Source organism: Mycobacterium sp. 1245852.3, from assembly GCF_001669335.1.
GTDB classification, from domain to species: Bacteria; Actinomycetota; Actinomycetes; order Mycobacteriales; family Mycobacteriaceae; genus Mycobacterium; species Mycobacterium europaeum_A.
Genome location: NZ_LZLL01000451.1, coordinates 1 through 14,440 on the forward strand (window position 1 = coordinate 1; position 14,440 = coordinate 14,440).

The following is a 14,440-nucleotide window of genomic DNA, read 5'->3' on the forward strand; positions in this document are numbered from 1 at the left end:
AATCCTTTATCGAGGACGCGGCCATGACGCGCGAGATAGCACGGCTCTGAAGTGCCTTTAGACGCGTCACCGACGACGATATCGGGCCCTGGCAAGCGATCGATCGGCTACCTCTTGGCGACGCTGCGGAGACGCCGAGCTTACCATGTCTCCATGCTGTCGTCGGTGACGCGTCTAAAGGCACTTCAGAGCCGTGCTATCTCGCGCGTCATGGCCGCGTCCTCGATAAAGGATTCGCGCCGTGCCGGGTAGCGCTGGCGTCTGGGTCGGTCGTAGGACGAAGATCTTGACGCAAGCATCGTACGAATCCGGTCTAATCCTATGACGATGGCTGCGATGGCCGAGTGGCGCAAGCCATGACCCGGCACCAAAGCAATCAGCTCGCGACGGCGACCGATCACTTGTCGCCCGTGTGCTTGGTCCATGCCCTGAACCTAAAATTATTGGTTCGGGCCCACATCGCCCTCAAGGTGGATCTCGAGATACTCCCGTGGTAGGAGCCCGAGAACCTTGGCATGGTTCTTCAGTGCCATCCGGAGGCTCACGCGACTGTTACGAGCGCGCGATCGCCGAGGGTGACCTACGCGTTGTGGCACAAGCACGGCTAAGCAGGTCGCCGTTGACTGGATCCCATGGACGTGGTCCCACGTGATCAACCAATTGAGATCAGGCCACCCGTACGGCGCTACGAATCTGAACTGTCTGAGCGCCTATTAGTTAGGTGTCATGAGCGCGGGATTACTGTGCGTCGCGACACTGATTAGTGACGTGCCAAATCATTAGCGCTCCGACCATGGTCGACAGCCAGACCCGGCCAGCGGCATCGGGGCACATCGTCGCATTTCGCAAGCGCGCGACCGTTGCGTCGACCCGGGTCCCAACCAAGCGTGGGCCGTGCAATCTTGACTATTCCACGGCACGGCTGGCGAGTATCGAGCCTTGTAGTAATCTTAGTACATACTTGGTACTTGCTTGTGAAACGGGAGTACATTGGCAGACGGGACCACCCGACCTCCTGGGTGCAGCCGAATTGGCAGCGAAGGTCGCAAACCTTTTGAGATCATGTGCAGATACACTGAACGGTCGGTGTCCAACGCAGCCGCAGCTGAGGTTATCACCAAACAGACGGGTCTGTTGATCAGCTCAAACTGGATCTGGCAGCGCTGCGCCGAGATCAAGACAACCCAATCGTGTAGCGCGTACGCGCGATCGCCAAATCCTGCGGTGCCTTCCCGTCCTCCTGCGGCATCCATCCCACAGATTGACCCCCCACTCAGTCTTGCAGGCTTTACATCGCGGTTCCGATCGTTCCGAAAGGGGGAAATATAAATGGCAGTTTCTAATGCGGATCTACTTGCGCTCGCCCGGGGGCTGCCGATCCCCGTTCCCTGGGATAGGGACGCCTTCGTTAAGAACGTAGCTGAGTTGCGTGGTCGGCCAATTAGATTAATCGCGGTTAATACAACCGTATTGGCCGACAGTCCATGCGGTTTATGGCTGACTCGCGATGATGACGATTTGATCTTGCACGAGGCGGGAAGCTCCGAGTACCACATTGATCAGATCGTGTGTCACGAGATTGGCCACATGCTATTGAGACACACACGTTTGCGGCAATTCGGCGATGACAATAATCGCGAGAGTGAACTTTGCCGGACTATCTTGCCGGACATTGACCCAGCTAGTGTGCGCGCGGTGTTGGGAAGAATGGACTACGCCAGCGATCAGGAACGCGACGCCGAGATGTTTGCCAATATGCTTATGATCGCTGCCGCAGAATCCGCGACCAACAGCTCCATGATGCGCACTGTATTTTTCCGACCGCGATGACCGCTACCGTCCCCGGCGACATTGCCTGGCCTCTAATCATTTTCACAGCAATTGTTATCGTAGTGCGTTGCAAATGGTTCAGCCAAAGCCAGTATGAAGCATATTTTAACAACACCTTGTCACTAATGTTTCTCGCCCAGCTACTGCGGGAGAGCGCCGCGGAGCGACTACTTTCTCAGAGTGCGCTGCTGAGCGTAACGGCAGCGCAGCAATTGTCGCTAGGTATCATGATCCTTGCAGCCACCGAATTCATGGGATTCGTGTCCTTATGGTCGACACACTCGCCGACAGAAACATCCCGTCGCCAACGCCATAATCGGATAGTCGCGGCCGTCGTGTTCATAGCTTTTCTTGTTGCAGCTACTCGCGCCAGAGTCGACGGGAAGCTTCTGGAACTCTCCGGTGGCTGGGACGGCGTATTGGCCTGGGGCTTATACGCCGTAATGCTTGTGGCGCTATCCGTGCACCTGTTCCGTATGTGCGTTAAGGAAATTCGCCGACCCGATGTGAAACGCCATGAAAGGCTCGTAGCCGCGGCTGGGATGCTTCTTGCTTTTGCGATCGGCTCTATTACTTTGCAAGCGGTCGCGCTGGAATTACTCGAAGAACTTCACATAGTATACAGCGCCAATTACAGGCTCAGCCTTCATGGATATATCTTTTTCTGGATTACGGTAGCTGCTACCGCCTTGGCGGTTATCCCGTGCGGCATGAATCTCATCGCACATTACGGACTTGATAGAGTTAGCCGAGATTATGGTAAGCTCTCAACATTTCGTCAGCATATGATAAATGCAGTTCCTGAAGTCGATTTTGAACTGGCTCGCCAAAGTAAAGGTCGGCGGAAAACGCTATTAGAGCTTCACCAAACCACTGTCCAAATACGCGATGCAATTCTGCAATTACGGCGGTATTTGCCCGATATCGACCCGGTTGAAATGACGGAGTTTTTCAACAGGCATGCAGTCCCCGTGGATCAGCGCGGAGAAGCCGCGCTGGCTCTTCAGCTTGCCTATGCAGCAGGAGCCAAACGGGCTGGCACACTTGCGACCGCCACGCTCGACTCGGCTGTCATCTTCAGCTCACGACCTAGGACCCTTGAAGAGGAAACGGCCGAATTGTTAAAAATATCTAGATGGTGGCAGTATGCACTCGTCGCCGTCAACCTGAGTTCAGGTACCTCTCCTATTCGCAATGTTAAGATAGGCCCACCAACATGAAGAAACCAGTGCGTGCGATCACGCCCCACTCGGCTCCAATTCCGCACCCGCCTTTTCGCATGCCCTTTATTGGAGATATATTCACTGTCGACTTCGTTAAGCCAGCGCAAGCCTTGGCAAGGCAAGCATGCGAGCTCGGAGGGATATTCGAGCAACGCGTTTTCGGCCATCCTGCGATTATCATATCAGACACGTCGCTAATAGATGAGTTAAATGACGAAAAAGTGTGGGAAAAACATGTAGGACATGTGATCCGTAAGCTTCGACCCATCGGCGGTGATGGGTTATTCACGGCCTATAATGATGAGCCTAACTGGAGCAAAGCTCATAATATTCTTATGCCCGCTTTCACGAGGGCGGCTATGCTAAATTATCATGACAGTATAATCCATACGGTGCAAGAACTTATTAATACGTGGAATATAGGCCCCGCCGGCCGGGGTTGGATTGATATACCCGGCGAAGCGAATCGCCTTACCATAGAAGTCATTTCCCGTGCTGGATTCGGATATGCCTTCAATAAGCTCAGTGACGAAAGCGTCGGGCCCTTCATTGCCGCTGTGCTGCGGGAACTAAGGTACGCAAACCGGCGAACTGATGTACTCCCACGGTACGAACAGCTGTTCATGCGGAAACGCAGAAGGCAGCATTACGAAGACAAAAGATACATCCGCCAGCAAGTCGACAAAATTGTCGAAGCTCGCAAACGTCAACCCCGCAGCAACGAGCGTCGCGACATGCTCGACATCATGCTTCAATCAACCGATCCAGACACTGGCGAGAACCTCGATGACGCAAATGTAGCCAACCAGATATTGACACTGCTCGTGGCGGGCAGCGAGACCTCCGCTAACACGATCGCCTTCGCTTTACATTATCTTTCAGCAAACCCCGACATTTGTGCACGTGCGCGACAGGAGATCGACGAACGGTGGCCCAACCGGAGCCTCCCTGATATCCAGTTCGATGAAGTTGCCAAGTTGCGCTATCTGCGCCGTATCGTCGACGAAACGTTGCGTCTGTGGCCGGTAGCACCTGGCTACTTTCGGCAAGCCAAGCGAGACACCGCTCTCGGCGGCGGGAAATATCGGTTCAAAGCAAAGGATTGGGTTTTCGTCTTGCTGCTCGCAGCTCACCGCGACCCTGCCTGGGGTCCAGACGCCGAAAAGTTCAATCCTGACCGTTTCCTAGCGGAGAATTTGCGGAAGCTTCCACCGCGTACCTACAAGCCCTTTGGCACCGGCCCCCGCTCGTGTATCGGTAGACAATTCGCATTGCACGAAGTCCTGGTCACTCTGGCGATGATTTTGCACCAATATCACCTAGAGCCCGACACTGGCTACCAACTCCAAGTTTCTGAAACAATCACACTTAAACCGGAGCAACTCCGGCTACGCGTACATCCCAGATAATCTTTCTATCCGCACAAATGCTTATCCAGCTGTAGAGATGACGGGGACTTCGGAGCCTTTTAGGATCGTTCCCTGCCGTCTACGCCGTGGCCACGCTCGTGTCCCCGTAATAAGGCAAAGAGAAGACTCGGTACCGCATCATGGGTCTTCGCGTGCGTCGGTCGCGGCCACGAGGGATGCGCGCATCCCTAGGGCGGCGACCGTCCTGCGGTGGAGCGGCGCCTACAGGCGGGCCGTGCACTGGTTGACGCAGCTGCCGCACCCGATGAGGGCGCGAATCGATTATGTTCGCGCATAGTGGCAGAACGGCATAAGTGCTGGCTGACATCGACGATCGAAAGGGCGCGTGCAGGCGAGTTCTATCCGTCCGAAGATAACGCAAGAAGACGTCCCAACACCCAAACGACTCGCCCGATCGACATGACCGCCGCAATGGCTAAGCCGATCACCACCAACTGCATCCACCAATAGCCAGGGTCACGGTTGGCATCAGAGGCGATTGCGACGAGCGCGCCAACGAAGAGCAGTACAAGGGCCGGCAGAACCGACAGGAAAACCGTGCCGACCCGACGCTTGTCTTCCGCGGGCAGCAGCCTGTCGACGGTCGTGAGCGGCGTTCGCAGTAGATTGACGAGAATCGAAACGCTGGTGAGCGTGAACCCTCCCATCGTGGCCGCGACTGTTGCCAAGATCTGATACAGCACACGACGCGTGTCGTGCGGAACTTCGGTCAGCGCGCAGGGAATCCACCCGGCTTTCGCCAGGCCGGTCCAGGTGCCGACAGTCGCTAGTGCGATGAGCCAATCGATCCAGCGGTGACGGATCCAAAGGTGTTGCGCACGTTCGAAGAAGGTGAATTGGGTGAGCGCGCGGTCAGCGTTGCTCATCGTCGAGCATCTCGATGAAAACATCGGCGAACGGCACCTGATCGCCGGGCACCTCAGGGACTACGGAGAAAAGGTAGTCACGGTTGCGCGTCAGCGACCCTCGAAGGAGTTCCCTTGCATATTCAGTCGAGCGCTCCGGATCGTTCAATCGGTCGGCATCGACTTCGGTTTTCTCGATGAAGTGGTCTTCGAGCAGATCGACCGATCGCGGTGCGCCCGCGATCGTTCCGTGAACGCGCGCACTGTTGAACTCCGACAACGCGCCTGATCCACGCAGGTTCTGGATCAGCTGCACAAATCGCCGACGGATACCGTCTTTGTGGGCCTGCGTTCCTCGCCGGCCGACGGACATACCGATTCGAACCACGCCATCCTGCGCGAGTACACGCGCGCCGTCAAGAGCCTGCACCCAGTCGCCACCGACGAGATCACGGTCGATACGACTCACCGGAATCGCAACGTCGACTCCGGAGACGCGCATATCGTTGAGCACCTGGTCGAGATTCTGGGTCAGGACCGGCTCGATTCCGACATCGATATCGAGCTTCGCCCTGAGGTAGTCAGTAAGGCGTCGAGCACGCGGCCCATCGCCACTCATGAGCATTGCAACGATATTGCGCTTCGCGAAAACGCAATACGTCGGCTCCAGCAACCCCTCCCCTTCGGCCAAACCGATCGCCCGCCGTAGACCAGCCCGGTCCCCAACGCTCGGGAGGTTCTCGCGGCGCACCTTATCGAGGATGAGGATGCGTTTGTTGGTTTCAGCCGCGCCATGGGCAATGAGCACCATGCCATCTCTGCAACGCCGATGGCGGTCCAGCCCTTGTTGCTCGGCCCGCGCGAGCCGCCGCAGTACCTGCTGCACCGGGAACCGGCCGGGCAACGGTGAACCGTCAGGTTGGATCAGTCGCCAGTACTGCACCGTCCGATTCATGGTCCCTCATAACCTTTCCGCGGCCGACGCTACTGGCGACCACCGACATCAGGGTTGCGGCAATCCACTGACGAGTTCGCCGGCATCGATATCAAGGCCATCAGCGATCTTCAAGATGTTGTGCAAAGTGACGTTGCGTCGCCCACGCTCGACCTGCCCGAGATAGGTCCAGTGCAGGCCGATTTCCTCTGCGGCTTTCTCCTGGCTGAGCCCAAGCTCATGCCGTCTGGCGACTACCCGACGACCGAATTCGCGCGTCGCCGGCGAGATCGGCGACTGGGACGGGGCGGGCATGCCCCAAGCCCATAGGTAGCAAGACTATCAATCCAGAGATTATGAATCCCAACACTATAAATCCTGGTATATTGCCTGGGTGCCGTGGTCGACACGGGCGGATTGTGCCGTCATGGGCGCGTCCACGGCGCCCTGCCAACCCAATTGGCCGTTCGCCACCGACCGAAGGAGACACCCCGCGTGTATTGGCGTTCGTTGTTATGGAGGTGTGTTGCCCGACACCGCCACCGGTAACGCAAGGACGGCCCGCAATCGGCAGTCTCTGAACCAGTTTCACGATCTGGCACCCGCCATTCACCGACAGCGGCTCGTGATCGAGGGCTATCCACGAACACGCATCAGCGACCGCGACATCAAGCGGTTCCTCTCCCAATTGTCACGAGAGCTGGACATGACGGAACTTCTCGAGCCGGTGACGCACCGCAGCGATACCTACGGCTGGGCTGGCTGGATTCATTGGGAGACGTCGGGCGCCCACTTTTACGCCTGGGACCAACCCCTGCTGTTCTTCAGCGTCGACATCTACACCTGCAAGTCTTTCGACCCGGCGCGGGCAGTCGAATTCACGCGGCGCTTCTTCGGAGCATCTGAAATCACGTCGAAGGGGTTCTAGATGGCAGACCTGGACCCCGCCCAGTCATCCGCAACGTTCCGCTACGACCTGCCCAACGACGACATCGCCGCCCTCACCGAAAAGCTGATTGCGTCCAAAGTTTCCGCGACCGACGACCGCGTGGTGTGCTACCGCGTGTCCGGCCGCAGCCCGTTCGCCGACATCGGCCGCGCCATCGAATGCCAGGTGTTCCACGACGCCTTCCCCGGCAACGATGCCGCCTTCATGACGACGGAGTACGGCCCGTACGAGCGCGCCAGCTTCTTTTTCCTGTGTGTTGATCGGGAGAAGCAGACACCGATCGGTGCGCTGCGCATCATCCGCGACTCACCGGCGGGGCTCAAGACACTCAACGACCTCGCCCGGACGGACGCGCCAGTCCAGCTCAGCGCGACCGAGATACAGCGCCACCACCAAATCGATACGTTCAAAAACGTCTGGGATGTCGGGACGTTCGCGATCTTGAGCGAATACCGCCGGAGCGGCGCCAGCGCGAGCCTGCAGCTCTACCGCGGCCTCTATGCCTCGGCGCTCGAGGAAGGCGTCGACCACCTCGTCGCGATTTTCGACAAACTCCCGTATCTCGCCGCGACCGACTATCTGGCCATTCCGATCGTGCCGCTGTGCGGCAGCGGCTACTTTTCCTACCTCGGATCGTCTGAAAGCCGGGCAATCTACGGCCACATACCAAGTTTCGAGCCGGCCGTGACACGCCGCTTGATGGAGCTCAAGGATGATCCGGACGCCGTTCGGGCGCTTCGGCGGCTTCGCGACGGCACTGACGATCACTTGCTGTTATTCGACACCGACTATAAAGACCAGGCTGAACCGCACTAGAGCTGAGACGGGCTGACTTTGACCGCTAATTCGGGAGTCGTCTGATCATGAACGTCGCAGTCGGTGTCGTCGCGACGAGAGTCGTTGATTGTGAATTCGGGAGTCACGGGCTGTCGTCGTGGATTGGATGGGCGGTGCTTCTTCTGGTTTGGCTAGTGGCTCGGCCCGAAGCGCCGCGGACCGGATGTCAGCTCCGACCGGCGCAACGCCGCGCAACGAGGGATTGCCACACTGCCAGCGCGGGGATGCCGACTAATTCCAGTGCAGTCGCGGCGAGAAAAACCGGGTGCGGCCGACCGGCCTGCCGCCACGAGAGTAGACGCCCAAGTCCACCGACAAAGATGACCGCCGTCAAGAAGCGGAAAAGCCCGGTGCGCTGTTCGATGCGCGGAAGTTCTGACCAGATGACGGGTGCTGCAGCCAGCCAGAAAGCGCTGACGAAGCGGTACTCACTGTCGGTGGTCGCATCCGGGAAAGGCACTCCTGGGAGGACCTTCGGGCCGGCAAGCAACCCGGCTAAGCCGGAGAGGAACGGGATCACCGCTAGCAGACCGAGAATCGTCTGCAGCTTCTGACGCCCACCGTCACCGTCGCGCTGGTTCGCGTACATCATTGTGGGCAGTAGCCGATCCGCCTTGTCCATGGACCTAGTCAATCACTACTACGGCGTGTAGTCGATAGTTTTAGAAACCCGCTCCGGTTCTGCGTCTAGTGGTGGCGGGGTGGTCACCATGACCCTGCAGGCGATCCGGCCGACCCCGAGATTCGCGATCAAGATTGGACACCTGCGGAGGCGAACGACGCCAATTTTCGTGATCAAGTGACTGCCGAATTAGCGGTCAAAGTCAACGGGCCAAACCAAAGGCGCCGTGAGACGGAGATCGCGCCATAGACAGGATTTTTGACGTGAGCAATCGGCAGGAGAAGTAATCTGTGCTGCATGGCCGAAGGTCATTCACTGGCGCCCAGCGGGCGAGAAGAGGCATCGGCGGGAGTCAGTCCGGAAGCGTCACCGACGGACGATCAATCGCAGGCCGAAGCCCAGCCGCAACAGTCAAACGCTCGCCGCGAGGACACCGATACGTCGATACCCCGCCGCTCAAACGAGTTCTGGCTGGCAATCGCCGGCATCTTCGCGACGGTCATCGTAGGCGTCGTCGGTAGCACGCTGGCCTACCGCACTTCGGGCAACCAGATCAGGGCAGAGACAAGTCGGACCACTGCGCAGTTCAATAAGGAGCGGCGCATATCCGCCTACACTGACTTCCTCACCGCGTATTCCGATTTGGAAGAAGCCGAGTTTGAGTTTGCCCATCAGTTGGCGCCAAATACGTTCACCTCAGACAGCGTGGTTGACAAAAGTGCGAACTTCCGGGCGAAGAGTGATACGTGCCGGAAAGCGGTGTCGAGAGTCGTCATTGTCGGTTCGAACGCTGTAACAACGGCGATGACAAAAATTATCAATGGCCATAACGACATACAAAATAAGATTCAGCCGTTGGCTTTGGCTATTATGAAGTCTGACAATCCGCAAAAATACGTTAGCCAAGTGGCCGACTTGCAGTATGCGATCGATAGAGAACAACACGATGAGGACGGCCTGCGGATGGAATTCGTCAAGGCCGCGAAGGCTGACCTCGGCCTCGCCAGCTAGCAGTTCCATAAGCGGTGCGTGCTACCCACGTCTAAGCTGAGCAGTCAAGAGTCCTGGCGCTGTGGGCCGCAGAGCGGTCTCACCACCTACCACGGCACGGCCGACAAGCCGCTGGCTGACCGCTCGGCGGTTCCCGACTTCCGTACAAGCCATTAATGGCTATTAAAACGAATTGATCTATCGTACTATTGTTTTTGATGGATTTGCTCATCCTCGGCCTCACTTGCATTACCAATCTCACGCTTGGATCTATTGTCGTCTTGCAAAATAGGCGCGAGGCCATGCAACGTTCCTTCGGCCTAATGACAGCAGCGATCTGTCTTTGGATCATTGCGAACTATCTGACAAACAGCCCGTTCGACAACAGTCTGACAGTCGCCGATATCGCAAACCGGCTGGCGTACCTCTTCGCCATGATTCTGGTCTTTTCCGGATTGCTTTTCACGTATTACTTTCCTGCGAGGCGCCGGCCAGGCAGGACTGAGGTCTTCGCCGTGGCAGCGGCCGGCATCCTTCTGTGCGGCCTGTCGCTAACGGCCTTCGTCAGCGGCACCGTCAGCCGGGATGCGCTCGGGAACTTGGCGTTTTCAACTGGACCAGGGCTGTGGCTCTACATTCTCGGCTTTTTGGGCGGCGTCGCCTACGCTGCGCGCAACTTACTGGCCTCGCCCGGTGCGGGCAGTCAGCGGAGAAAGCGGCAAGCGCGCTTCGTGCTGTTCGCCTTCGCCGCCTCGGCGCTCACCGGCCTGGTTCTGAATGTCATTCTCCCTCTTACCGTTTCAACCTGGCACACAACCCGATTTGGCCCGCTGGCGACCGTCATCCTGGTCGGTGCAATCAGCTACCAGATCGCGCGGCGCGGCCTGTTTGATATTCGCGTGGCAACCGTGAGGACCCTTAGCTACGCGGCCAGCCTCTTGACGCTGTCGGTTGTCTACTACCTCGTCGCGTATCTCATATCGACCACGGTTCTCGGTGGCCACCTGGCGCGAGCCATCAACGCCAACCCCGTCACCGTCATCCTCGTCCTGGCTTTTGCTCTGGCGTTCTTATTCCGGCCGGTCAAGCGCTTCTTCGACACGGTGACGGACGACATCTTCTACCACGATCGCTACCAGGTTGAAGATTTCTTCGCCCGGTTCGGCGAGCTGCTAACGTCCGCGGCTAATCTGCGAAGCCTCCTCGAACGCGCCGCGGCGGAGCTGGCAACGACCTTCAAGGCAGAGCAGTCGTTCTTCGTGCTTCACCATGCCGACGACGTGATCGCCCGCCATATGTCGGCCGGCACGTCCGGACACTCGGTACTGACAGCCCACGACGTGGCACTGCTCGATGACTATGCGTCGGAAGTCATTTCGACCGTGATCGTGGCCAAGCTGCTCCCCGACGATCACAGCGCACTACGTCGAATGCTCTGGCGTCAGCACATTGCCGTCGTGATGACGCTCCGCCACGAAGGAAAGGCCTTCGGCTACGTCGCGCTCGGCGACCGCCTTAGCGGCACCTACATCAAGCGCGATATCGACACACTGATCGGCACCAGCAACGAACTGGTGATCGCCATCCAGAACGCGTTTTCGCTCCATCGGGTGACCGATCTGAACGCGACGCTAGAGCAGCGGATCGCTGCGGCGACAAAGGAATTGCGCCGATCGAACGCCAAGCTGAAGCACCTGGACGAGGTCAAGGACGAATTCATGAGCATGGCCAGCCACCAGCTGCGGACGCCGCTCGCCGGCGTCAAAGGCAACCTCAGCATGGTGCTCGAAGGCGACATGGGACCGCTGTTGCCGAAACAAGAGCAGGTGCTGCAGGATGCCTTCACCTCAAGTGACCGGATGGCGGGCCTCGTCGCTGACTTCCTAAACGTATCCCGAATTCAGACAGGCAAATTCGTGCTCGAGAAGACGTCACTCGACCTACGAACTGTGACCGAGCAGGAAGTGGATCGCCTGCGCCAGATGGCGGCCACGCATCACATGAGGCTGGAACTCCACGTCAAGGGAGACGATTTCACCGTTGTCGCAGATGAGTCGAAAGTGCGCCAGGTGATCATGAACTTCATCGACAATGCCATCTACTACTCCCATCCCGAAAGCACTATCACGATCAACCTGGTCAGGTCGCAGGACGCTATCACTCTGACGGTCGTCGATACCGGCATTGGCGTTCCGAAGGCGGAGCAGGCAAGGCTGTTCAAGAAGTTCTTCAGAGCCAAGAACGCCCGCTCTCAGCGGCCAGACGGAACCGGTGTCGGATTGTTTCTCGCACAGAAGGTCATCTCGGCGCACGGTGGATCGTTGGTGTTCAGCTCCAAGGAGGGCGAAGGAAGCACATTTGGTTTTACCTTGCCAATACGCTCGCCGACCGTGGCAAGCTCACCGCTCTAGAGAGGCGACAATGCCCTGCACTTGCCGTCCAATCCGCCTCTACCTGTAGCGAAGTCTGTCCTTCGACAAAGATCTAAGGAGCAGTTTTGAGATCGAGAATACAGTCGACGATTTGCAGTGACGCCGATATTCCGGCCAATGTGAAGCCCAGTGTCTGCCTTTTCGGTCCTGCCCACCATCCTATGCAAGCCAAAGCTAATGCGCAGGACTCCAACATCAAATGTGATCGAGCTACGCGATCGCCCGCCACGGCCTTCTTAAATTGAGACGCGGCCGAATCGCTGACAGAAACTGCCATAATGAATGCTCCCAATCCGTTCCAAACTAGTGCTGCCAGACGAACCGTTCTACAATCTTCCGATTCATCTTAGCGACGATGCTGATCCAAAACCCGGAAGAATCCGCACCACAGAGCACTTGGCAGTTCGGCTGCATGAGATGTCGTCACGCAGAATATGCCTTTATTCGCTTTCGCTACTTTCAACACCAGAAATGAGGGCATCGAAATCGAGATGTTTGAGTACTTCACGTAACTTGCCAAGACTCCGAACAGCTTCCGCGTGCATAGCCTTACCGCCATCAGCAGCCTCTTGACGATATGTCATCACAGCTGAACCTCCGTCGTAGAATGCATATTTACCGCCGTTTTCGAAGCCGAATGATCTTCGGATCCGCTCACCGCTTGTGATATAGTCCTCGAATTCCTGACCGGGACTTTGGATTAATTCAAATCGATCTGGCATTGCGCTATCCGCGCCGCCAGCGCTTTCGATATTCCGGGCATTATCATTGGCCATTTCTCACTTTCCTTTCCTATATAAGCTGATGGTCTCTAATTTGTCAACAGTGCCGTCCCTCCGAACTGCATACCTGCCTATCCTTGCAATGACCATAATGATGATAAGCGACAAATTACAGAAGGTTGAAAGCATGAGTATTACCCAGGTGATCCTATCTAAGGTGTGCCCGCTGAGATCCCCTAGTACCCATGACCAACCTCGCGGTATTGTGTATCGCCAGGCTTGGCATTTCACAATAAGAGCCAAACTTATCAGCGACGTTATCATTGCATTGGCAACGCACCAACCGACGGCGAACAGTGATACGCCAGAAGCGCGTTCTACATGCTCGCCATTGAATTTCGACAAGACCCAAGCTGATAAAACTGCTGGAACGCCAAATAGGATCGCCGAAGCCTGCGGAGTGTTTGGCGCGCACTGGCCAAACACTTCTTCCTGAACCAGGCTAACCGTCCAGACGAGCGTTGTAACGTATACCCCAAGAAATAAGCCCGGCAAAAGGATGCCAGGGGGGCGCTCACGCAACTCCCATCGTAGCTGAGGAACGACGTTGGATTCAGCACCCGTATTCAGAGTCTTTGTGCGTATATCGTTTACGCTCCGCGCATACACGTGGGCGGATCCAAGGCCTCGATCGTTGGTCCGTAAGCTTGGCGTCTCGCCGAGTATGCCCGGGGCTACCCATGTAAACCGACTTTGCGAGTGGAGCTGGCGTACCCTTCTGGCACTGGCTACGATGTGAGCGTCGGTCTTATTCATCGCGATACTTCCGAGCAATCTCCAGTAAAATTGGGCAGAGCGTTTCAGATGTTCCAGTTGTTTTCTACCGCGTTGCCGAAATTGGTAAATACGCGGAAGTTTCTCTAGCCTGGTTCTTCTTGGTAATTCAAACGTTGTCCAATTTCTGGCCTTAGCGGAATCTTCAACCATAAATGTTTGCAAATCGTAAAAATACATGCCTTCAGGAGCGGCAATCTCTAAGTGATAGCTATGCCCCTCGAGAGCAAGCGGTAAGACGATACCGAGCTTTTTTGGTATCAAGCCAGTTTGCATTCGTATGGATTCACTCAAAGCACCCCACTCGGGCAAGTGGCGGGTAGAGTATTCGGTGATTACCCGCATTGAACTGCCAGAGCGCTTGTTTTTGATTGGTAATTCAGCCCAGACTACTTGGCTCTCTGCTAACTCGAGTATCAAAGCGATAAATGCGCGGTTTTCCGAGTGTTGTTCATCACTTGACGAATTCTCCGAAAGCCGGCGCGCGAATTCTGCTACGTAGTGTCCAAGCCGAAGGCAAACTTCATCGCTGTCGAGGTACGTGGACATAGATCCAAAGTTGCTTTCCCCCGTTACGGAGAAACCGGGCGACTCAGAAGTTGTTGGGTATTCGCTCAATACACCGGTTAAGATACTGAGCCAAAGCATGTCTCCCACCAGCGTACTGGCGGCTGCACCTAAGAGTCGCGAGCACTCTTGGGTTAGCGCAGCGGCAGTCAACGTACGACTTTCACGCAATGATAGAGAACTTGAGTCTTGGCCGTCTATGGACAAAGAAAAATTGTCCAAAAT

At 56.7% G+C, this 14,440-nt stretch carries 13 protein-coding genes; 7 read left to right on the forward strand and 6 right to left on the reverse strand.

Annotated features, from left to right (window positions below; translation table 11 throughout):
* The first annotated feature begins 1,329 nt into the window (after window positions 1-1,329).
* The 3 genes from A9W96_RS20055 to A9W96_RS30650 are packed head-to-tail and all read left to right on the forward strand — an operon-like array spanning window position 1,330 to window position 4,462.
* The gene (locus A9W96_RS20055; RefSeq protein ID WP_067142395.1) at window positions 1,330-1,830 is read left to right on the forward strand and encodes a hypothetical protein; all 501 of its coding nucleotides are present in this window, start codon (window positions 1,330-1,332) and stop codon (window positions 1,828-1,830) included.
* Window positions 1,827-3,050 carry a DUF6545 domain-containing protein gene (locus A9W96_RS30645; protein ID WP_082972508.1) on the forward strand — a complete coding sequence of 408 codons (1,224 nt, stop codon included), beginning with the start codon at window positions 1,827-1,829 and terminating at the stop codon, window positions 3,048-3,050. The genes A9W96_RS20055 and A9W96_RS30645 overlap by 4 nt, the downstream gene beginning before the upstream one ends.
* Window positions 3,047-4,462 (forward strand): cytochrome P450, encoded by a 1,416-nt coding sequence (locus tag A9W96_RS30650; RefSeq protein ID WP_082972509.1) that lies wholly within the window; start codon window positions 3,047-3,049, stop codon window positions 4,460-4,462. The genes A9W96_RS30645 and A9W96_RS30650 overlap by 4 nt, the downstream gene beginning before the upstream one ends.
* Before the next feature lie 359 nt (window positions 4,463-4,821).
* On the opposite strand, the gene A9W96_RS20065 is transcribed toward A9W96_RS30650, so the two are convergent.
* The 3 genes from A9W96_RS20065 to A9W96_RS20075 are packed head-to-tail and all read right to left on the reverse strand — an operon-like array spanning window position 4,822 to window position 6,577.
* Complete coding sequence (locus A9W96_RS20065; RefSeq protein WP_067142400.1) at window positions 4,822-5,349, reverse strand: hypothetical protein; 528 nt, start codon at window positions 5,347-5,349, stop codon at window positions 4,822-4,824.
* Window positions 5,336-6,283 carry an oxidoreductase gene (locus tag A9W96_RS20070; protein ID WP_067142403.1) on the reverse strand — a complete coding sequence of 316 codons (948 nt, stop codon included), beginning with the start codon at window positions 6,281-6,283 and terminating at the stop codon, window positions 5,336-5,338. The genes A9W96_RS20065 and A9W96_RS20070 overlap by 14 nt, the downstream gene beginning before the upstream one ends.
* A 48-nt stretch (window positions 6,284-6,331) precedes the next feature.
* Entirely contained in the window at window positions 6,332-6,577 is a 246-nt protein-coding gene (locus A9W96_RS20075; protein WP_067142406.1) for a helix-turn-helix domain-containing protein, read from the reverse strand.
* A gap of 211 nt (window positions 6,578-6,788) precedes the next feature.
* Between A9W96_RS20075 and A9W96_RS20080 the strand changes: the two genes are divergently transcribed.
* Both A9W96_RS20080 and A9W96_RS20085 read left to right on the forward strand, forming a co-directional pair.
* Window positions 6,789-7,190: an S-adenosylmethionine decarboxylase gene (locus A9W96_RS20080; protein ID WP_067142418.1), complete on the forward strand. Its 402-nt coding sequence runs from the start codon at window positions 6,789-6,791 to the stop codon at window positions 7,188-7,190.
* Complete coding sequence (locus A9W96_RS20085) at window positions 7,191-8,027, forward strand: hypothetical protein (RefSeq protein WP_067142409.1); 837 nt, start codon at window positions 7,191-7,193, stop codon at window positions 8,025-8,027. It begins immediately after the preceding gene.
* A 187-nt stretch (window positions 8,028-8,214) separates the two neighbouring features.
* Here the strand turns inward: A9W96_RS20085 and A9W96_RS20090 are convergent, their stop codons facing one another.
* Window positions 8,215-8,670, reverse strand: coding sequence for a DUF4345 domain-containing protein (locus A9W96_RS20090; protein ID WP_231999752.1), 456 nt, complete (start codon window positions 8,668-8,670; stop codon window positions 8,215-8,217).
* A 297-nt stretch (window positions 8,671-8,967) separates the two neighbouring features.
* Here A9W96_RS20090 and A9W96_RS20095 point away from each other — a divergent pair, with 297 nt between their 5' ends.
* Both A9W96_RS20095 and A9W96_RS20100 read left to right on the forward strand, forming a co-directional pair.
* The gene (locus tag A9W96_RS20095) at window positions 8,968-9,681 is read left to right on the forward strand and encodes a hypothetical protein (RefSeq protein ID WP_067142412.1); all 714 of its coding nucleotides are present in this window, start codon (window positions 8,968-8,970) and stop codon (window positions 9,679-9,681) included.
* A 197-nt stretch (window positions 9,682-9,878) separates the two neighbouring features.
* On the forward strand, window positions 9,879-12,071 hold the full coding sequence (locus tag A9W96_RS20100) for a HAMP domain-containing sensor histidine kinase (RefSeq protein ID WP_082972511.1): 2,193 nt from the start codon (window positions 9,879-9,881) through the stop codon (window positions 12,069-12,071).
* A 461-nt stretch (window positions 12,072-12,532) separates the two neighbouring features.
* Here A9W96_RS20100 and A9W96_RS31605 read toward each other — a convergent pair whose 3' ends face one another.
* Both A9W96_RS31605 and A9W96_RS31610 read right to left on the reverse strand, forming a co-directional pair.
* The gene (locus A9W96_RS31605; RefSeq protein WP_156765335.1) at window positions 12,533-12,868 is read right to left on the reverse strand and encodes a hypothetical protein; all 336 of its coding nucleotides are present in this window, start codon (window positions 12,866-12,868) and stop codon (window positions 12,533-12,535) included.
* A 3-nt stretch (window positions 12,869-12,871) separates the two neighbouring features.
* On the reverse strand, window positions 12,872-14,440 hold a 1,569-nt coding region (locus A9W96_RS31610), incomplete at its 5' end, for a hypothetical protein (RefSeq protein ID WP_231999753.1).

What these genes read in the sequence shown, in the direction of transcription:
- A9W96_RS20055 (WP_067142395.1), top strand. Translation starts at nt 1,330, where the DNA reads ATGGCAGTTTCTAATGCGGATCTACTTGCGCTCGCCCGGGGGCTGCCG.
- A9W96_RS30645 (WP_082972508.1), top strand. Translation starts at nt 1,827, where the DNA reads ATGACCGCTACCGTCCCCGGCGACATTGCCTGGCCTCTAATCATTTTC.
- A9W96_RS30650 (WP_082972509.1), top strand. Translation starts at nt 3,047, where the DNA reads ATGAAGAAACCAGTGCGTGCGATCACGCCCCACTCGGCTCCAATTCCG.
- A9W96_RS20065 (WP_067142400.1), bottom strand. Translation starts at nt 5,349, where the DNA reads ATGAGCAACGCTGACCGCGCGCTCACCCAATTCACCTTCTTCGAACGT.
- A9W96_RS20070 (WP_067142403.1), bottom strand. Translation starts at nt 6,283, where the DNA reads ATGAATCGGACGGTGCAGTACTGGCGACTGATCCAACCTGACGGTTCA.
- A9W96_RS20075 (WP_067142406.1), bottom strand. Translation starts at nt 6,577, where the DNA reads ATGCCCGCCCCGTCCCAGTCGCCGATCTCGCCGGCGACGCGCGAATTC.
- A9W96_RS20085 (WP_067142409.1), top strand. Translation starts at nt 7,191, where the DNA reads ATGGCAGACCTGGACCCCGCCCAGTCATCCGCAACGTTCCGCTACGAC.
- A9W96_RS20090 (WP_231999752.1), bottom strand. Translation starts at nt 8,670, where the DNA reads ATGGACAAGGCGGATCGGCTACTGCCCACAATGATGTACGCGAACCAG.
- A9W96_RS20095 (WP_067142412.1), top strand. Translation starts at nt 8,968, where the DNA reads ATGGCCGAAGGTCATTCACTGGCGCCCAGCGGGCGAGAAGAGGCATCG.
- A9W96_RS20100 (WP_082972511.1), top strand. Translation starts at nt 9,879, where the DNA reads ATGGATTTGCTCATCCTCGGCCTCACTTGCATTACCAATCTCACGCTT.
- A9W96_RS31605 (WP_156765335.1), bottom strand. Translation starts at nt 12,868, where the DNA reads ATGGCCAATGATAATGCCCGGAATATCGAAAGCGCTGGCGGCGCGGAT.